The organism is Microbispora cellulosiformans, from assembly GCF_008728085.1.
GTDB lineage: Bacteria > Actinomycetota > Actinomycetes > Streptosporangiales > Streptosporangiaceae > Microbispora > Microbispora amethystogenes.
In genome coordinates, this window is the sequence record NZ_VYTZ01000006.1 from 362,342 (window position 1) to 381,185 (window position 18,844).

Consider the following 18,844-nt stretch of genomic DNA (forward strand, 5'->3'; position numbering starts at 1 on the left):
TTGTCCTGATTCGCGCGACAGGGGGCGAAGCCGGAATTCCGGGAGCGCCCCTTCTCGCCGCCCCTGTCTCCCGGCGGCGTGCGCTGGGAGGTCCCCTGGCGGGTTCTGTGGTGGGTGCGCCGCCTGCCCGGCCGCGCCGGTCTATCTTCACGGGCGCCGGGGCGGCCCCGCCCGCCTCGCCTTCATGAACCAGTGGGAGTGAAATTTTCACCGGCCACATCGCGAATGTGATCGGTCACCCACCGTTCTTTCGCCCTGCCGACCGGGGGGCGGTAATGAAAGGGCGTTCCGCGTGCCGGATTAACGCCCAGCCGAATCGCGGCCCGGGAAAGCGGCGCTGGACGGGTCCATAAATGCGGAAATAGCCTCCGAGCGCCCGGTACTCCTGGAACAGGATGAGGTGTGAATTGACCGCGCGCTCAAGGGGACGTCGCCTGACGACGTCGATCGCCATGGCCATCGCGGCGCTGGCCGCCGCGCTCGCGCCGCTCAGCCCCGCCCACGCCGCGTACGGCCCGGACCAGCCGGTCTATCTGGGGCTGATCAGCAACGACGGCACGGGGCTCGAACTGGCCGTCCTGCAGGGCACGGTGGCGTTCGACGACGGGAACACCAAGTACCGCTATTCGCTGAGCCTGTGCTGGCAGCACGCCTACCCCGCGCCGTCTTTCCTGATCAACGTCAACGGCACGACCACGAACTGGCCGACCCAGACCGGCTACTCGAGCGCCCCCGGCTGCTCGCAGGTGTACCTCTACAACGCGGAGGTCAACTTCGGCAGCACCGTCCAGAACGTTCGGTTCGACGTGACCGGAGGGTGGTTCGGCTCGAACGGCCAGTACAAGTCGCGGACCAAGAGCACCGGCACCTACGACAACCCGTACAACTGAGCGACCTCGGCACCCCAGAGCCGCGTCCGTGATCGAGCGGCCCTCGCACTCGATGACGGACGCAGGTCCCCGGCCCGGCGGGCCGGGGACCTGTCGTTTCAGAGGTACTGGCCGGTGGTGGCGGGCGGCTCGGAAAGGGGCGTCGGACGGCCGTCCCGCAGGGCGAACAGCTCGGCGAGCGTGGCGCCGTCCGGGGGAGTCGCCGTCGTGCCGCCCAGCCACTCCGCCGCCTGGGGCCGGTCGAACCGGCCGACCTCGATCTGGGCGAGGCACCGGCCGGGCCGTACGACGGCCGGGTGGAGCCGGCTGAGGTCCTCGTTCGTCGTGATGGCCACGAGCACGTCCCGGCCCTGGCCGAGCAGCCCGTCGGTCAGGTTGAGCAGGCGCGACAGGCCCTGGCCCGTCGACTGCTTGGCCTCGGCGCGGATCAGCTCGTCGCAGTCCTCCAGGACGAGCAGCCGCCAGCGCGGCTCCTCGTCGTCGTCGTCCGGGCCGTCCCAGCCGACCGCGACATCCATCAGGTAGCCGGGGTCGTTGAAGAGCAACTCGGGGTCGAGCACGCAGTCGACCTGGCACCAGGACGCCCACTCGCGGGCGAGCGTGCGCAGCAGCGTCGTCTTGCCGGTCCCCGGCGGGCCGTGCAGGAGGATCAGCCGGCCGGCCACGTCGTGCGGGCTGACCGCCATAAGTGCGTCGAGGCGACCGGCGGCGGCCGCCGGGTAGTTGCGCCTGATCTCCTGCCAGGACGAGGTCGTGATGGGCTTGGCGGAACGGCGGGGGCCGTGGCCCGAGCTCCACCAGAAGCCCATCCGCACGTGGTCGCCGCCGGGCGGCTCCTCCTCCGCGCCCTTGGTCGCCTGCTCCAGAACCGTGCCGGCCAGTTCCTCGCTGACGGCGGTGGCGGTGAGCATCGCCGACCGGTTGAGGTTGCGGACCACCCGCAGCGTCCACCCCTCACCGGCGAACAACCGGGTCTCGTACCCGTCGGTGTGCTGCGCCACGCGCAGCAGGCGACCGCCCTCGGCCGTGAGAGGGGCGTCGGCGCGGACCCGGCTGAGGTTGGTGGTACGCGACCAGGGCTGCTCCCCGGTGGCGAACGGCGACAGCGCGAGGGCGTCGATCACGTCGGCCGGGGTGTCGGCGTCGTCGAGCCAGATCCGCATCGGCAGTGCCGACGGTCCGGACGACGGCCCGGACGGTCCGGAGGGTCCAGACGGCGACGGTGGGGGCGTGGGCATGGACGGCGGAGTGAAGTCGACCTCCCTGACAACGGACATACGGTCATGATCTCGACGTTCGACATGGATTGTCGACGGATTTATCACTCTATTCAGTTTGCTTGCTGTTTAAGAGGTTTCTTATCGGCAAAAGGCAGTAGTTGCTGAGGAGTTGCCGCTACCCTCGGTGTCCAGTCGTACGGTTTCTACGGAGAGAACTGTGGCCATCGATCTCGTGTCCCGCGCCGCCTGGGGCGCGCGCCCGCCCAGGGGCTCGTACTCCTCGCTGGCCTCCACCCGGGGCGTGAAGGTCCACTACACCGGCGGCCGGGTGGACCCTGGCATCGTCGGCGACCACGCCAAGTGCGTCGCCATGGTCAAGTCGATCCAGAACTTCCACATGGACGGCAACGGCTGGCTCGACATCGGCTATTCGATGGTCGCGTGCCCGCACCGGAAGGTGTTCGTCGGCCGCGGGCCGGGCCACCTCCCCGCCGCCAACGGCCCCGGCCTGAACTCCGGTCACTACGCCGTGCTCGGCCTGGTCGGCAACGCCGGGCTGGTCCAGCCCACCGACGGGATCCTGCACGCCATCCTCGACGCGGTGGAGTACCTCCGCACGAAGGGCGGCGCGGGCAAGGAGATCAAGGGCCACCGCGACGGCTACTCCACCGACTGCCCCGGCGACGCCCTGTACGCCTGGGTCAAGAAGGGCGCTCCCCGCCCCGGCGGCACCAGCCTGCCCGATCCCCCGCCCGGGCCGCAGCCCACCCAGAAGTGGCCCGGGCGGCTCCTGAAGTATCCGCCCGTGATGCACGGCGACGACGTGCGCGCCTGGCAGTCGCGGATGAAGACGCTCGGCTACGACATCACGGTGGACGGCGCGTACGGGCCGGACTCCCAGGAGATCTGCCGCCGGTTCCAGAAGGACAAGCACCTCGACGTGGACGGGATCGTCGGCAGGCAGACCTGGGACGCCGCCTTCGCCGCCAAGTCCTGACCCGGCGCCGGCGCGTGCCCGCCCGCGTGCTCGGCGAGGACGAGACGGGTGACGGCGGCGACGTGCTCGCGCGCTACACCGGCGTCACCGGCAGGGCCGTCACAGCGGCCGGCCTCGCTCTCTGTCCCCTGTGGTGGCGGCTCGCCGACATCGCCGCCTTCGCCGGTGGTCTGCGCCGGCCGCACGGCCCCGGCGGTGACGCCGCGGCGCTCACCTGTCTGGCCGGCTATCTCGAATCCGGTCGCTGACGCATACGCCGGAGAAGGCGTCGCCCACGCGGAAAGATCGTGGCGTAGCGTCCCATACGTGGATGAGGAACGCGCGGCCCGGCACCTGCACGCGATCGACGAGGTGGTCGGCCTGGCGGAGGAGATCGGCGTCCAGGTCTGGCTGCGCGGGGGCTGGGCGATGGACTTCTACCTCGGTGAGATCACCCGCGACCACAGGGACATCGACTGGTTCGCCTGGGTGGAGGACGCGCCCAAGCTGGCCGCGGAGCTGGCGGGGCGCGGCTACGAGCCGCTGCCCGGCCCGCCGCCCGGGCAACAACTGGACTTCGGCCGTGGGGACGTGGAGCTGAGCTTCGCTCTTCTCGGAAGAGACGAAGACGGCCGGGTGGTGGTCGGAGGCGGGCCGTGGAAGGGGGAGCCATGGCCGGACGGGATGCTCGACGCGCCGCCCGGCCGGCTGGGCCGGTTGCGGTGCCCGATCATCAGCGCCGCCGCGCAGATCGAGATCAAGCGGATGATGCCGGCCTGGGTTCCCGGAATGCCCCGCCGTCCCAAGGACCTCGAAGACGTCGCCCGGCTGCAGGCCGCGTTGTACGAAAGAAGGCACGCGCATCCGGAGGCCAGGCCCGGCAGCCGGATCCCCCACCCCTGAGCCGGAAGCGTTCAATACTTCCTCGATCAGCCGACGCGCTATAGAATATCGCGACTCTAAGTAATCACGAAGCGACTCCTTGTAACATCGGGGTCATGCCTGGACTCGACCACGAGATGCCCATCGCTCTCATCCGCAACCGGCCGGAGACCGCGCTGGAACTCCTCCGCGTCGCGACCGGGGCTCCGATCCCGTCCTTCACGGCCGCCCGGGTGGAAGCGGTGGACAGCGGCCAGCCGGTGCCGGTCGAACGCCGCGCCGACTCGGTCGTCGTGGTCCGCGACGAGACCGGCGAGGCGACCATGGCCGTCATCGTCGAAGTGTGGCGCGGCCACGACTCGGCCAAACGGTTCAGCTGGCCGGTCTGCGTCGCAACCGTGCGCTCCCGCTACCAATGCGACACCGCGTTGCTGGTCATCTGCCCCGACCAGGCCATGGCTCGCTGGTGTCGGCAGGTCATCGGGCTGGGCCCGGGTGGCGTCATCACCCCGCTGGCGATCGAACCCGGCGACATCCCCCTGGTCACCGACCCCACCGTCGCGCGCACCAGCCCCGAGCTCGCGGTCATGTCGGTCGTGGCCCACGCCGAGGAGGCGGACGACGGGCCCGCCCTGGAGGCCCTGCTGGCCGGGCTCGCGACGCTTGACGAGGACCGGGCGACGGCATATTTGGACTACGTGTTCGATTCACTACCCGCAGTGACCGTCAAGCGTCTGGAGGAGATGGTGACCACCATTCAGGACTTCGAGCACCTCGGCGAGAAGTACTTCTCCCGCTGGCTCGCCAAAGGTGAGAGCGACGCGATCACCAACGTGCTGGAGGCCCGGGGCCTGGAGGTTCACGACGACGTACGCGAGCGGATCCGCCGGTGCCAGGACCTGGACCAGTTGCGGACCTGGGTGCGCCGGGCCGTCACCGTCACCTCGGCCCACGAGTTGTTCACCGAGTAGCGCCTTCGCCGTGAGCCGACGCGCCCGCTCGCGGCCGTACGGCGGGGGCCGCCGGGGGGAGGTGGCCGAGCCTGTGGGTGGCGTAGGCGCGGATCGCGTCGGCGAGCCAGGGTGGGAGGAGCGGGTCGACGTCCTCGATCATGGCGCGCTGCCCGGGGTCGGCGGTCACGACGTCCGCGAGGGCGTGGTAGGCGGCCGCGTCGGCCGGCCACAGCAGCCGTACGGCGCGGTAGTGATCGGCCATGAGGTTCAGGACAGCGGCGCTGCCGGGAGCCAGGCCGCCGGCCCGGGCCCGAGAGAGCCTCCGCAGGAGCCGCCGCCCCTGTGCCGCGGCCTGTTCGTGCTCCTGGCGGGTCCACCGGCCGGTCTCCTCGGCCGCCGCGGCGAAGTGCTCCCCGACGCCGGGCCCGTACCGCGCCTCCAGATCGCGCCGTAACGCCTCGCGCCGGGCCGTCAGGCCGCTGAAGAACTCCTCCTCGCTGAGATGCGCCTGCCCGGTGAGGTCGGCGATGGTCCGGTCGACCGTGGCGATGACCTCCTCGATGTGGTCGCGGCGGGCGGCGAGCTCCTCGCGGTGCCGCCGCAGTGCGGCGACCTCGTCCCTCTCTCCGTCGAGGATCTCGCCGATCCGCGCGAGCGGGACGCCCAGTTCCCGCAGCAGCAGGATCCGCTGCAGGCGCAGCAGCTCACGGCGTCCGTACCAGCGGTAGCCGTTTCCGGCGGTCCGGGCGGGGCGCAGCAGCCCGATGTCGTCGTAGTGCCTCAGCGTGCGCGGGGTGAGGCCGGACACGCGGGCGACCTCGCTGATCGAGTGCTCCACGCCCGCACAATAAAGGGTGGCGCGGCATCAGGAGAGGGCGAGGACGCAGAACTCGTGGCCCTCCGGGTCGGCGAGGCACGTCCACGGGACGTCGCCCTGCCCGACATCGAGGTCGGTGGCGCCGAGGGCCCGCAGCCGGGCCACCTCCGCCGCCTTGTCGTCACCGGGGTACGGCAGCAGGTCGAGATGGACGCGGTCCGGCACGGTCGTCACGCCGGGCGTGCGGAGGAACTCCAGGTACGGCCCGACGCCCTTGGCGGAGCGCAGCGTCGCCTGGTCGTCGCTCACCTCGTGGAGGGTCCAGTCCATCGCCTCGTCCCAGAACCGGGCCATGGCCCGGGGGTCAGCGCAGTCGACCACGATCGCGGCGATCGGCCCGGTGTCCCGGTACTTCTCCCGCGGTTCAAGCACGCAGAACTCGTTGCCCTCCGGATCGGCCAGAACCGTCCACGGCACGTCGCCCTGCCCGACGTCCGCCGGCGTCGCACCGAGATCCTTGAGGCGCACTACCAGCTCCGCCTGGTGGGCCGCGGAGGTGGTGGCGAGATCGAGGTGCACCCGGTTCTTCGCCGTCGTCTTGGGCTCCGGGACGGTGACGACGTCGACGCAGACGTAGACCGGGTCCGGCCAGACGAAGTCGCCGGCGGGCCCGACATAGGTGGTCACGCCGGATCCTCCGCCGGTGGCGTTCCAGCCGAGCGCCTCCGCCCAGAAGCGGCCGACCGCCGAATGATCACGTGCCTTGATGTTCACCATGACAGGTCGCAGCGCCATGCCGGGGATCCTACGCACCCGCTCCGGGGAGCGGGCTGGACCTTCTCGTCGCGTCAACTTCTAGCGTCGGCGCCGTGAGCAACAGCCATCAGCCCTTCACCATCACCGGCGTCCGCGTGTTCGGCGGCGGCGGACCGCTCCCCGGCGTCACGCACGTCCGCGTCAGCGACGGCCGTATCGCCGGCGCCGGGGACGCCTCCGTGGCGCGCCCGGGTGACGTCCTCGTCGACGGTTCCGGCGCCACCCTCCTGCCGGGCCTCGTCGACGCGCACGTCCACCTGCTTCCCGGATGCACCCGGCTGGCGGCCGGGTTCGGCGTGACCACGGTTCTCGACATGTTCAGCAAACCGGAGACGATCGTCCCGGAGCGGGCCGCGGTCGCCGCGTCGGAGGCGGGGCGGGGGCCGGTGCGCGCGGACATGCGGACGTCGGGCGTCGGCGCGACCGCGCCCGGCGGGCATCCGACGGTGGCCTACGCGCCCTTCCCGTACGTCACGGGACCGCGGGACGCGGCGTCCTTCGTCGCGGACCGGGTCGCCGAGGGCGCGACGTACCTCAAGGTGATCTACGACGACGGCTCGGGCGCGATGCTCGACATCCCCGCCCTCGACGTACGGACGATCGAGGCACTGGTGGCCGCCGCGCACGGCGACGGGCTGCCGGTCGTGGCGCACGCCTCCACTTCGGCGGGGGCGGTGACGGTGGCCCGGTGCGGCGTCGACGTCCTCGCGCACGTGCCGTTCGACCGCATGACGGACGGGCAGGTCCGCGACGTGGCCCGGTGCGGGGTGGCCGTCATCACGACCTTGGGCGTCCTCGACGGGTTCCCGGGGAGGGACGGCGTCATGCCGCTGCTCGCCCGGCCGCGTCTGGCCGGGCGGCTGGGCGCCCGATGGCGTCGCGTGGTCGAGCGCCAGGCGACCCGGTGGATGCCGCCCGAGCCGCCGGACGGCGCCGCGCAGCGATACAACACCGTGGCGCTGCTGGAGTCGGGCCTGCGGCTCCTGGCCGGCACGGACGTGCCCAACCCGGGGCTGGTGTTCGGCGCGAGCCTGCACCGGGAGCTGTGGCACCTGGTCGAGGCGGGCCTCGCCCCGGCCGAGGCGCTGACCGCCGCGACCTCGGCTCCGGCCGGGGTCTTCGGCCTGGCCGACCGCGGCGAGATCGCCGTGGGCCGCCGGGCCGACCTCGTGCTGGTCGACGGCGACCCGGCGGCCGACATCACCGCGACGGAGAGGATCCGCGACGTCTGGGTGCTCGGCCGGCGCGTCGATCACGGCGCCTACTCCGGCGGCGAGGCCGAGCGTGAGGGCGTGCGATGGCAACGGGAGTCCACGGAGCGGATCGTCCAGGCGATCACCGAGACGTGGCCCGGGCTGCCCGGCCCCGAGGAGGTGCGGCGCGAGGACGGCGAGATCCTCGGCAGGGTCGTGCCGACGTCCGGAGGCTGGCAGGCCGTGACGGTCTTCGGCGCGCCGCTCGGCCGCGCCGGCGGCCACGACGAGGCCGTCGCCGTCCTGCACGACCGGGGGCTGGCCTGCCTGGCCGAGCCCTGGTGGGCCCGCGCCGGTGACGACCCCGCCTGGCGGCGGGCCCGGATCGTCGAGGCCGCCCCCGGAGGGGTCCGGCTGCGCTGGGACGACCCCCTGGCCGACCAGCCGCCGTCCGGCCGGTGGTTCGGTCTCGACGACCTGGACCTGTCGCTCGACCCGCCGGAAGGCTGATCAGCGGAGACGTCCGCAGGCGGGACACCCGAGAGGGCAAGGCCAACGCCGTCCCCAGATTCGGGACCCGGGGACCCCAGACTCGGGGGGCCGACGCCCCGCGGACGTGAGAATGCCCATAGCATCCGGTTCATGACGGTGCCGCCTGTTGAACTCGACGACCTCGCCGATCCCACCGCAGGGTTTCCGCAGGCAACGCGGGAACGGTGGCGCGCGCTCGCGCTCGGGGTGCTGCGCAAAACCGGCTGGGAGGGGACGGACGACGCGGCCGAGGAGGCCCTGTCGACCGTCTCCTACGACGGTGTCCGGATCGCCCCGCTGTACGACGCGGACGACCTGCCCGACGCGCCGCGCGTGGTGCGCGGCCCCGGCGTGTGGGACGTGCGGCAGCGGCATGCCGACCCCGACCCGGCGGTCACCCGCGAGGCGATCCACGCCGACCTGGAGAACGGAGTCACCTCTCTCTGGCTCGACCTGACCGCGATCGACCCCGCCGCCCTGCCGGCCGTGCTGGACGGCGTCCTGCTCGACCTCGCCCCGGTCGTCCTCGACGCCGGGCCCCGTACGGCGGAGGCGGCGGAGGCGTTCCTGCGCCTGGCCGGGGGCGTGGCGCTGCCCGGCGGGAACCTCGGCGCCGACCCGATCGGGCTGGCGGCCCGCACCGGCACGCCGCCCGTCCTGGACGACGCGGTGACGCTCGCCCGCCGCTGCGCGGCGGATCACCCCGGCCTGCGGGCGATCACCGTGGACGCACTGCCGTACCACGACGCGGGCGGCGCGGACGCCGACGAGCTCGGCTGCTCGATCGCGACCGGGGTGGCCTACCTGCGCGCGCTGACCGGCGCGGGGCTGCCGGTGGAGCAGGCGCTGGGCCAGATCGAGTTCCGGTACGCCGCGACCGCCGACCAGTTCCTCACGATCGCCAAGCTGCGGGCGGCGCGGCGGATGTGGGCGCGGGTGGCCGAGGTCGCCGGAGGGCCGGGGCGTCAGCTTCAGCACGCCGTCACGTCCTCGGCGATGATGACCGTCCGGGACCCCTGGGTGAACATGCTGCGCACGACCCTGGCCTGTTTCGCCGCCGGGACGGGCGGGGCCGACGCGGTGACCGTGCAGCCGTTCGACGCCTGCCTCGGGCTGCCCGACGCGTTCGCCCGGCGCATCGCGCGCAACACGCAGGCGCTGCTGGTGGAGGAGGCCGGCGTCGCCCGGGTCGCCGACCCCGCCGGGGGCTCGTGGTACGTGGAGCGGCTCACCGACGACCTCGCCCGCCGGGCCTGGGAGTGGTTCCAGGAGATCGAGCGGTCCGGCGGGATGGCCGCGGCGCTGGAGCGGCTGGTCCCCGAGCGCCTGGCGGAGACGCGGGCCGCGCGGGCGGTGAACATCGCCCACCGGCGGGACCCGATCACCGGGGTCAGCGAGTTTCCCGACCTGGGGGAGCGGCCGGTCACCCGCAGGCCGGGCCCCGGCCTCGCCCGGACGCCCGGCGACGGGCTGCCGCTGGTGCGCCACGCCGAGGAGTTCGAGGCGCTGCGCGACCTCGCCGACGCGCAGCCGAGCCGGCCCACGGTGTTCCTCGCCACGATCGGGCCGGTCGCCGCGCACACCGCGAGGGCGACGTTCGCCGCGAACCTGTTCGCCGCGGGCGGCATCGCGACCGTCAGCGGCGGGCCGGGCGCCGACCCGGCCGCCATCGCCGCGGCCTTCCGCGAGTCCGGCGCCCCCGTGGCGTGCCTGTGCTCCAGCGACCGCCTGTACGGCGAGCACGCGGCGGCGGTCGCCGCGGCCCTCCGGGAGGCGGGGGCGCGGAAGGTGTGGCTGGCGGGGAAGGGCGAGTATGAAGGGGTGGACGCCAACGTGTACGCCGGATGCGACGCGCTCGGGGTGCTCCGCGCGACGTTCGACGACCTGGGAGTGAGCCGATGATTCCGGATTTCTCGGAGATCGATCTGGGATCGGGCGCGGCCGCGCCGGAGGTCCCCGGCGGCGGGCCGGCGTGGGAGACCCCTGAGGGCATCGCGGTGAAGCCGTTCTACACGGCCGCCGACCTCGGGGAGGACGGCGCCCCGCGGACCTATCCCGGCGTCGCGCCGTTCCTGCGCGGACCGTACCCCACGATGTACGTCACCCAGCCGTGGACCATCCGGCAGTACGCCGGGTTCTCCACCGCGGAGGCGTCCAACGCGTTCTACCGGCGCAACCTCGCCGCCGGGCAGAAGGGCCTGTCGGTCGCCTTCGACCTCGCGACCCACCGGGGCTACGACTCCGACCACCCCCGCGTCGCCGGCGACGTCGGCATGGCGGGCGTGGCGATCGACTCGATCTACGACATGCGGCAGCTCTTCGAGGGGATCCCGCTCGACCGGATGAGCGTGTCGATGACCATGAACGGGGCGGTGCTGCCGATCCTGGCGCTCTACATCGTCGCCGCCGAGGAGCAGGGGGTCTCGCCCGACAAGCTGGCGGGGACCATCCAGAACGACATCCTCAAGGAGTTCATGGTCCGCAACACCTACATCTACCCGCCGGGCCCGTCGATGCGGATCATCTCCGACATCTTCGAGTACACCTCGCGGAACATGCCGAAGTTCAACTCCATCTCGATCTCCGGCTACCACATCCAGGAGGCCGGGGCGACCTGCGACCTGGAGCTCGCGTACACGCTGGCCGACGGCCTGGAGTATCTGCGGGCGGGCGTCGGGGCCGGGCTCGGCATCGACGAGTTCGCGCCGCGGCTGTCGTTCTTCTGGTGCATCGGCATGAACTTCTTCATGGAGGTGGCCAAGCTCCGCGCCGCCCGGCTGCTGTGGGCCCGCCTGGTGAAGGGCTTCGGGCCGGAGAACCCCAAGTCGCTGTCGCTGCGCACGCACAGCCAGACCTCGGGCTGGTCGCTGACCGCGCAGGACGTGTTCAACAACGTCGTGCGGACCTGCGTGGAGGCGATGGCGGCCACCCAGGGGCACACCCAGTCGCTGCACACGAACGCGCTGGACGAGGCGCTCGCGCTGCCGACCGACTTCTCGGCCCGGATCGCGCGCAACACCCAGCTCCTGCTCCAGCAGGAGTCGGGCACCGGCCGGGTGATCGACCCGTGGGGCGGCTCCCACTACGTCGAGTGGCTGACCCGCGAGCTGGCGAAGGCGGCCTGGACGCACATCCAGGAGGTCGAGCAGGCGGGCGGCATGGCGAAGGCCATCGACCAGGGGCTGCCCAAGATGCGCATCGAGGAGGCGGCGGCCCGCACGCAGGCCCGCATCGACTCCGGCGGCCAGCCGGTGATCGGCGTCAACAAGTACCGCCTCGAGGCCGACGAGCCGATCGAGGTGCTGAAGGTCGACAACACGGCGGTGCGCGGGCAGCAGATCGAGAAGCTGCGCAGGCTCCGTGAGGAGCGGTCGGCCGACGCGGTCGCCGGGGCGCTGGAGGCGCTGACGAAGGGCGCGGCGAGCGGGGAGAACCTGCTGGAGCTGGCGGTGAACGCGGCCAGGGCCAAGGCGACCGTCGGGGAGATCTCCGACGCGCTGGAGAAGGTCTTCGGACGGCACGCCGCCCAGATCCGTACGATATCGGGGGTGTACCGCGCGGAGGTGGGCGGCGCCGCGGACCGGGTCCGCGAGGCGAGCGCGCAGTTCGAGAAGGCGGAGGGCCGCAGGCCCCGGATCCTCGTCGCGAAGATGGGCCAGGACGGCCACGACCGGGGCCAGAAGGTGATCGCGAGCGCCTTCGCCGACCTCGGCTTCGACGTCGACGTCGGCCCGCTGTTCCAGACGCCCGAGGAGGTCGCCCGGCAGGCCGTCGAGGCCGACGTGCACGTGGTCGGGGTCTCCTCGCTCGCGGCCGGGCACCTGACGCTGGTGCCCGCGCTGCGCGAGGCGCTCGCCGGCCTCGGCGCGGGGGACATCATGATCGTGGTCGGCGGGGTGATCCCGCCGGACGACGTGGAGGAGCTCCGGGCCGCGGGCGCCTCCGCGATCTTCCTGCCCGGCACGGTGATCGCCGACGCCGCGCTGGAGCTGCTGGGCGAGCTGTCCGCACGGCTGGGTCACGGGTGACCGCACCGGTGGCCGCATCGGCGATCGAGGACTACGTCAAGGGCGTGCTGTCGGGCGACCGCCGGTGGACCGCCCGGGCGATCACGCTGGTGGAGTCCTCCAGGGCCGATCACCGGGAGCTGGCGCAGCGGCTGCTGGTCGAGCTCACCCCGCACGCCGGAAAGGCCCGCAGGGTCGGCGTGTCGGGCGTGCCGGGGGTCGGCAAGTCGACCTTCATCGAGGCGCTCGGCACCTATCTCACCGGGCAGGGGCACCGGGTGGCCGTGCTGGCCGTCGATCCCTCGTCGCGGCGCTCGGGCGGCAGCATCCTGGGGGACAAGACCCGGATGGCCAAGCTGTCGGCCGACCCGAACGCCTTCATCCGGCCGTCCCCGACCGCCGGGACCCTCGGCGGCGTGGCGAAGGCCACCAGGGAGGCCGTGGTCGTGGTGGAGGCGGCCGGCTACGACGTCGTGCTCGTCGAGACCGTCGGCGTCGGCCAGTCGGAGACCGCGGTCGCCGACATGGTCGACACGTTCCTGCTGCTCACCCTCGCCCGTACGGGAGACCAGCTCCAGGGGATCAAGAAGGGCGTGCTGGAGCTCGCCGACGTGATCGCGGTCAACAAGGCCGACGGCGAACACGAGATGGCGGCGCGCAGGGCCGCGCGGGAGCTGTCCGGGGCGCTCCGGCTGCTGCGCTCGGCCACGCCGGTGCTGACCTGCAGCGGGCTCACCGGTGCGGGCCTGGAGGAGCTGTGGGCGCACGTGGTGCGTCACCAGGAGGGCGCCGACCTCGCCGCCCGGCGCAGCCGCCAGCAGGTCGAGTGGACGTGGGCGCTGGTCACCGACCGCCTGCTGGCGATGCTGCGCGAGACGGTCGCGCCGCTCGCGCCGGAGATCGAGCGGCGGGTCCTCGACGGCACCCTCACCCCGGCCCTCGCCGCCGACCGCATCCTGGCGGCCTTCCTGCCCGCCGCTCCCGGCACCTCGGGCTCCGGACCGGACGCCGCCGCGGAGACCCCGCCCGCCTGACGCGTGAGGACCCGCCGCGGACTCCACCGGAGGGGCGAGCGCGGGAGCCGGTGGAGGACCGCGGGCCAACTCGGGACATCACCTTTCCTCCCGGGTGAGACAGATCGCTACCTGGAAGCCCGGGAACGCTCTGGTGCGCATTTTCTCCGGCCGAAACCGTGTCACGATGTGGGCGCTTTCGACTACGGGGAGGTGCGATGACCCGCGATCCGATGATGCCGCCGCAGGTGGAGCGGGCGCTGCGGGAGTACGGCGCGCTGCTGTCCGCGCACGGGATCACCTGGGGTGAGCCGGCGCTGGGATACGTCCGGATGATGCCATTCCTTCGGTTTCCCATGGTGGCCGAGCGAATGGCGTACGGGCCCGACCTCGACGCGGCCTTCCGGGACGCTCTGGACGGCGGGGTGCCCCGGGGCCTGGTGGTGCTGCGGCTGACCCCGGACGGCCACCGGCTGGAGCACGGCCCGGCCCGGCCGCTGCTGGCCCAGGAGGCCGTGCCCGTCGTCCTGCTGGCCGACTCCGCGCTCCCCGGCCCGGCGGAGCTGACGGCCGACGGCGTGCCGTACGCCATCGCCGCGGGCGGCGCCCGGCTTCTCGACGTCACGACCGCGACCGCGCTGACGGTCGACGGCGAGGCGGTGGACCTGTCCGGGCTCACCCGGCCGGCGCGGGCCGCGCGGCTGCGCCTGCGCGCGGGCTTTCCCTGCCGCTGGAGCGTGACCTCCCGCGACGGCCAGGGGTGGTATCCGGACGGGGCGCCCGAGCGGCGGGACAACGACGACGTGCCGTTCTTCCACGGCGACGACCTTGTCGTCGCCGTACCCGCCGAGCCGGTCGCGATCAGGGTGACCCGCGGCATGGAGTACGGCGTGGCCGAGACCACGGTGGTCCCGAGAGAGGGGGAGGAGACGCTGGTCGGGCTCACGCCGCAACGGCTGTACGACGCCGCCGCCCGGGGCTGGTACGGCGCGGACCTGCACGTCCACCTGAACTGGGCGGGAGACCTGGTCGCGGTTCCGGCCGAGGCGGCGGCGGCGCAGCACGGCGAGGACCTGCACGTGCTGAACCTCGTCGCCGGGAACGTCGCGGGCGACCGGGTCTACGACCTGGAGGCCTTGCGGCACTGGGCCGGTCGTGACCTGCCGTGGTCGGACGCCGGGCACGTCGCCCGGATGGGGGTGGAGTATCGCAACGACCTGTTCGGCCACGTCCACGTGTTCGGGGTGGCCGCGCCGCCCGCCGTCTACCACACCGGCTTCGGCGCGGACGCCGACTGGCCGCCCAACGGGACGGTCTGCGGGGACCTGCGGGAGCCGCGCGCCGTGCTGGGATACGCCCACCCCTTCCATGGGCCGATCTCCTCGCCCGAGGACGTCGCCGCGGACGGCGTCAGGAACTGCACCGGCCGCGCCCTGGTGGTGGACGCCGCGCTCGGCCTGGTCGACGGGATGGAGGTGCTCCACTTCAGCGACCTGTCGGCCACGCCGGGGACCGCCGAGGTCTACCGGAGGCTGCTCGGCGCGGGCAACCGCCTCGCCGCGCTCGCCGGGACCGACACCATGCTCTCGTTCACCCGCCAGGACACGGTCTCCAGCCCGCCGGGCTGGGAGCGCGTCTACGCCCGCGTGGACGCCCCGCTCAGCGCCGAGTCGTTCGCCGAGGCCGTACGGCGGGGCCGCACGTTCGCCACCACCGGCCCCTGGCTGGAGCTCACGGTGGACGGTCGGGGCCCGGGGGAGACGCTCGGCCTGGACGGCGGCGAGACGGCGACGATCCGGGCGCGGGCCGCCGGGCCGGAGGTGGAGCACCTGGAGATCCGCACCGCGGACGGCGTGCTGGCCGAGGGACCGGGCTCCGAGATCACCGCGTCCCTGACGGTGGACGCGCCGGACTACGTGGTCGCGGTCGCCCGGGGCGGCGCCCGTCCGTGGTCCTCCGGCGGCCGGGTGTACGCCCACACCAGCCCGGTCCACCTCGACGTGCGGGGACGGCGCGTGGCCCGCCCGGAGGACGTCCGGTGGTGCCTGCGCTGGCTCGACCTGCTCGACGAGCTGATCAGGGACCGGGCCCGGCTGCACACCCGGGCCCAGCTCCGCGACCACCTCGACCTCGTCGAGAAGGCCAGGGCGGTGTACGAGTCGCGTCTGTGACCCGCCGGCCCTCCGGCTTCACAGATCGAGCGACGAGCCGCCGAAGCGGTCGCGCAGGAACCGTCCCTGGTCCCTGAGGGCCTGCTCGTCCCCCTGGTAGACGGCCTCCGCGACGGCCGACAGCCCCGACTCCAGCAGGCCGAGCTGGGCCATCAGCTCCTCGTGCGCGCTGCGCTCACGCGCCCCCCGCCGGGTCAGCGCGTACGACCTGGGCAGGTTGGCGTACGCCTCCAGGCTGGTGGGCAGGTAGTCGCGGACGGCCTGCGAGACGACGTGCAGGTGGTCGGGGGCGGAGGTGAGCGCCTCCGCCCTGGCCAGCACCTCACGCAGGATCCCGGCGAGGTCGCCGACCTTCGCCACCACGTCCTCGGGGAAACGGGTGGTCGTCACCTTCGCCACGAGGGCGTCCAGGTCGGCCCGCAGGGCGCGCGTCTCCACCTCGGCGTGGGAGATCGTCAGCCGGACCCGGTCGGGCGGGGCGAGCAGGGCGCCCACGCCGTACAGCCCGGCGACGACCACCGGCCACAGCGACCCGGCGAGGCCGAGGAAGTGCAGCGCGAGACCGCCGAGCGCGAGAGCGGAGCCGGTGATGTTCTTCAGCGAGCCGAGGTAGGCGAGGACGCGGTCACTGGTAGCCACGGATCTCCTTGAACGCCGAGGCGAGGGACGCCTGCCGGGCGTCGAACACCGCGCCGCCGGTCAGCTCGGAGACCTGGCGCATCTCGGAGACGTCGCTGTCGCCGAACAGCACGACGAACGTCGGCACATGGGTGTTCAGGGTCCGGTGGAAGGCGGCGAAGTCCGCGTAGGAGGAGCCGTCGGTGTTCTCGCCGTCGGTCATCAGGACCACCGAGGTGAAGCTTCCGCCGTCCCGCTCGCTCCCGATCGTCTGGTAGGCCGCGCGCAGGCCGTCGTAGATGGCGGTGCCGCCCCCCGCCGCCAGCGCGTCGCCGTACGCCCGGATCCGGGCCAGGACCGGGCCGGGGTCGCCCTCCGGCACGGTGAACGTGCTCCCCGGGCCGGTCGCGGTGTTGAACGGCAGCAGCGTGACCGTCTCGCGGTCGCGGAACCGGGAGAACCGCCCCGAGGCGGAGGTGTCCGCGCCGGTCAGCGTGGCCAGCGCCGCCCTCAGCGCGGCGATGCGGTCGCCCTCCATCGACCCGGAGGTGTCCAGCACGAACAGCGTGCGCGACGGGCGGCGCACCTTGTTCAGGTACGCGCTGATCAGCGCGTCGGCGGCGCTGCGCCGGTTGGGGAAGGGCAGTTCCAGCAGCGGGGCCGTGCCGAACCTGGCGTCGGGCGGCACCTCGGGCACGATGGGCCGGCGGGCCGTGGCCGTCATGATCTCGCGCTGCGCCTCCGGGGTGCGCAGCCAGGCCGCCAGCTTGCCGTACTGCGCCTTCTTGGGGGAGGAGGCGAGCAGCGTGAGCGGGTAGTCCGCGGTGACGACGCCGTCCGCCGGGTAGACCAGCGTGAGCGGCTCGCCGCCGGCGGAGCGCAGGCCGAGCAGCACCGACTCGTAGTTGATCAGCCCGTCCACGTCGGTGCGCCGGCGGAAGGCGTCGGCGAGCCAGCCGGAGGAGCCGGCGGTGAGGGTCTGGGCGGCGAAGAACCCGGTCAGCTTGGGGGTGACGGCCGTGATCTGGGCCTGGCCGAGCGCCTCGCCCGCGTCCGACAACGCCGCCGCCACCCCGACCAGGGCGGAGAACCCGGAGTTGGACGACGCGGGGTTGGTCATGCCGAAGGTGAAGCGGCGCTTGGCGGCGGCCTCGGCGATGTCGGTCCAGGTGACCTCGCCGGTGTCCCAGTGCAGTTCGCGGGCCTTGGCGCGGGTGAGGCCGAGGACGACCGGGGACACCATGATCTTGGTCTGGGTGGACAGGCGCGCGGTCGCCCCGTCGATCAGGGACAGGTAGCGGTTGGAGGAGAACCAGACGGCGTCGTAGCGGCCGTCCGCGGCGCCGCTCGCCACCTGCTCGGCGCCGTCCAGGGTGCCGGTGTAGGAGAGCGACACCTTCACGCCCGCCGCGCCGGCCGCCTTGGCGAGCAGCGGCTCCAGGTCCTTGATCTCACTGCCCGCCAGGACGCGCAGCACGGCGGGGTCGTCCGGCGGGGACTCCGCCCCGCCACCGCCCGAGCAGGCGCCGGTGGCGGACAGCAGCAGGGTCAGGACGGCGGCCGTGACCGCGCTCCTCCTCATGACACGCTCCTCACGACGCGGCCTCGTCGGCACGGCGGGACCGCTCCAGGTAGGCGCGGGCGTGGTCGAGCTCGACGGTCAGGTTGCCGACGGTGACGGCCATGCTCTCCACGGCCTTGGCCCGGAAGCCGTCGATCATGTCCATCGTCGAGTAGATGTTGTCGAACGCCTTGCTCAGCGCCTCCATGCTCACCGTCGTGGCGGCGGCCTGGGTCTGGATGTCCCCGGCCTGGGTGCGCAGCATCTCGCTGGTGGCGAGGATCAGGTCGGAGGTGGTGGTGTTCAGCGCGGTGATCTGGTCGAGCACGAGCTTCTGGTTGGCCAGGGCCTGGGCGACCGTGACGGCCGTGCGCAGCGCCGCGATCGTCGTGGTGGTCGCCCGCTCCACCCCCTTGATCAGCTCCAGGTTGTTCTTGCGCACCAGGTCGAGCGCGAGGTAGCCCTGGGCCGAGACGGCGAGCTGGGTCAGCAGGTCCTGGTGCTTCTGACGCACCCCGAACAGCGCGTCCGACCGCAGGGCGTTCGCCTTGTCCGGGTCGCTGAGCTCGATCCGGTCGATCCGCTCCTGGAGGGCCGAGTCGAGCGCCGCCGCCAGCACGGCGTACTCCTGGAGCTTCGTCATCGACTCCCAGAGGTTCGCCTTCTCGCCCTCGATCGCGGCGTTGTCCTTGCGCAGCTCGTCCTGCCCGGACTTCAGCGCCCGGATGATGTCGTCGATGTGCTTCTGCGCGCTGCGGTACCTGGCGAAGTAGTCGCGCAGCCGGTCGCCGAACGGGATGAGGCCGAGCAGCCGCCGGGTGCCGGCGGTCGCCTGCTTGGGGTCGAGGTCGACGATCGTCCGGCGCAGCGCCACGAGCTGCCCGGCGACCCGCGCCTGGCCGTCGGCGCCCTCGCCCTTGGCCGAGGCCAGCGCCGCCACCGGGCGCCTGAGCATCCGGTTGGCGACCTGGGACGAGGCGCGGATCTCCGCGTCGCCCATCGAAGTGATGTCGTTCACCTTCCTGGTGAACTCCGGCGACCGGTGGTCGAGCGTGCCGAGCTCGTCGGCGAAGCCGGCCGCCTTCCGGGCGAGCTCGCCGGCGCGCTCGCCGGGGAGCGGCAGCATGGTGGCCGCCTTCTCGACCGGCACCGCCGCCACCGGGGCGGGCGGGGTCAGCACCAGATCTTCGGACACG

Annotated in this window: 16 protein-coding genes; 10 read left to right on the forward strand and 6 right to left on the reverse strand. The window is 73.0% G+C overall.

The window, feature by feature from the left end; all coding sequences use genetic code 11:
• Nucleotides 1–407 precede the first annotated feature (407 nt).
• Nucleotides 408–890 carry a hypothetical protein gene (locus F5972_RS18730; RefSeq protein WP_150934839.1) on the forward strand — a complete coding sequence of 161 codons (483 nt, stop codon included), beginning with the start codon at nucleotides 408–410 and terminating at the stop codon, nucleotides 888–890.
• A 98-nt stretch (nucleotides 891–988) separates the two neighbouring features.
• Here the strand turns inward: F5972_RS18730 and F5972_RS18735 are convergent, their stop codons facing one another.
• Complete coding sequence (locus tag F5972_RS18735; RefSeq protein ID WP_225311625.1) at nucleotides 989–2,167, reverse strand: DUF5925 domain-containing protein; 1,179 nt, start codon at nucleotides 2,165–2,167, stop codon at nucleotides 989–991.
• A gap of 160 nt (nucleotides 2,168–2,327) precedes the next feature.
• Between F5972_RS18735 and F5972_RS18740 the strand changes: the two genes are divergently transcribed.
• The 4 genes from F5972_RS18740 to F5972_RS18755 all read left to right on the forward strand — a co-directional run bounded on the left by F5972_RS18740 (nucleotide 2,328) and on the right by F5972_RS18755 (nucleotide 4,939).
• The gene (locus F5972_RS18740) at nucleotides 2,328–3,107 is read left to right on the forward strand and encodes a peptidoglycan recognition protein family protein (RefSeq protein WP_150934840.1); all 780 of its coding nucleotides are present in this window, start codon (nucleotides 2,328–2,330) and stop codon (nucleotides 3,105–3,107) included.
• A 14-nt stretch (nucleotides 3,108–3,121) separates the two neighbouring features.
• The gene (locus F5972_RS18745) at nucleotides 3,122–3,355 is read left to right on the forward strand and encodes a hypothetical protein (protein WP_150934841.1); all 234 of its coding nucleotides are present in this window, start codon (nucleotides 3,122–3,124) and stop codon (nucleotides 3,353–3,355) included.
• Nucleotides 3,356–3,413: 58 nt separating this feature from the next.
• On the forward strand, nucleotides 3,414–3,989 hold the full coding sequence (locus tag F5972_RS18750; RefSeq protein WP_150934842.1) for a nucleotidyltransferase domain-containing protein: 576 nt from the start codon (nucleotides 3,414–3,416) through the stop codon (nucleotides 3,987–3,989).
• Nucleotides 3,990–4,084: 95 nt separating this feature from the next.
• Nucleotides 4,085–4,939, forward strand: coding sequence for a hypothetical protein (locus F5972_RS18755; protein ID WP_150934843.1), 855 nt, complete (start codon nucleotides 4,085–4,087; stop codon nucleotides 4,937–4,939).
• Here F5972_RS18755 and F5972_RS18760 read toward each other — a convergent pair.
• Both F5972_RS18760 and F5972_RS18765 read right to left on the reverse strand, forming a co-directional pair.
• A complete protein-coding gene (locus F5972_RS18760; protein ID WP_150934844.1) occupies nucleotides 4,929–5,759 on the reverse strand; it encodes a MerR family transcriptional regulator in 831 nt (276 codons plus the stop codon). The two genes, F5972_RS18755 and F5972_RS18760, sit on opposite strands and share 11 nt — an antisense overlap.
• Nucleotides 5,760–5,786: 27 nt before the next feature.
• Complete coding sequence (locus tag F5972_RS18765; protein WP_150934845.1) at nucleotides 5,787–6,533, reverse strand: VOC family protein; 747 nt, start codon at nucleotides 6,531–6,533, stop codon at nucleotides 5,787–5,789.
• Between the two features lie 74 nt (nucleotides 6,534–6,607).
• On the opposite strand from F5972_RS18765, the gene F5972_RS18770 reads away from it, so the two are divergent.
• The 5 genes from F5972_RS18770 (at nucleotide 6,608) to F5972_RS18790 (ending at nucleotide 15,469) form a co-directional block, all read left to right on the forward strand.
• Nucleotides 6,608–8,257, forward strand: coding sequence for an amidohydrolase family protein (locus F5972_RS18770; protein ID WP_150934846.1), 1,650 nt, complete (start codon nucleotides 6,608–6,610; stop codon nucleotides 8,255–8,257).
• A gap of 132 nt (nucleotides 8,258–8,389) precedes the next feature.
• Entirely contained in the window at nucleotides 8,390–10,180 is a 1,791-nt protein-coding gene (locus F5972_RS18775; protein WP_150934847.1) for a methylmalonyl-CoA mutase family protein, read from the forward strand.
• Nucleotides 10,177–12,306 (forward strand): methylmalonyl-CoA mutase, encoded by a 2,130-nt coding sequence (scpA, locus tag F5972_RS18780; protein ID WP_150934848.1) that lies wholly within the window; start codon nucleotides 10,177–10,179, stop codon nucleotides 12,304–12,306. Before F5972_RS18775 ends, scpA begins: the two co-directional genes overlap by 4 nt.
• Complete coding sequence (gene meaB, locus F5972_RS18785; RefSeq protein WP_225311626.1) at nucleotides 12,303–13,319, forward strand: methylmalonyl Co-A mutase-associated GTPase MeaB; 1,017 nt, start codon at nucleotides 12,303–12,305, stop codon at nucleotides 13,317–13,319. Before scpA ends, meaB begins: the two co-directional genes overlap by 4 nt.
• Nucleotides 13,320–13,516: 197 nt before the next feature.
• The gene (locus F5972_RS18790; protein WP_150934849.1) at nucleotides 13,517–15,469 is read left to right on the forward strand and encodes a CehA/McbA family metallohydrolase; all 1,953 of its coding nucleotides are present in this window, start codon (nucleotides 13,517–13,519) and stop codon (nucleotides 15,467–15,469) included.
• 18 nt (nucleotides 15,470–15,487) lie between these two features.
• On the opposite strand, the gene F5972_RS37315 is transcribed toward F5972_RS18790, so the two are convergent.
• Genes F5972_RS37315 through F5972_RS18805 form a run of 3 tightly spaced genes read right to left on the reverse strand, consistent with a single transcriptional unit; the run spans nucleotide 15,488 to nucleotide 18,843 of the window.
• Entirely contained in the window at nucleotides 15,488–16,108 is a 621-nt protein-coding gene (locus tag F5972_RS37315) for a hypothetical protein (protein WP_191910200.1), read from the reverse strand.
• Nucleotides 16,095–17,669: an extracellular solute-binding protein gene (locus F5972_RS18800; protein WP_150934850.1), complete on the reverse strand. Its 1,575-nt coding sequence runs from the start codon at nucleotides 17,667–17,669 to the stop codon at nucleotides 16,095–16,097. Before F5972_RS18800 ends, F5972_RS37315 begins: the two co-directional genes overlap by 14 nt.
• A 10-nt stretch (nucleotides 17,670–17,679) precedes the next feature.
• Entirely contained in the window at nucleotides 17,680–18,843 is a 1,164-nt protein-coding gene (locus tag F5972_RS18805) for a toxic anion resistance protein (protein WP_225311627.1), read from the reverse strand.
• Nucleotide 18,844 lies beyond the last annotated feature (1 nt).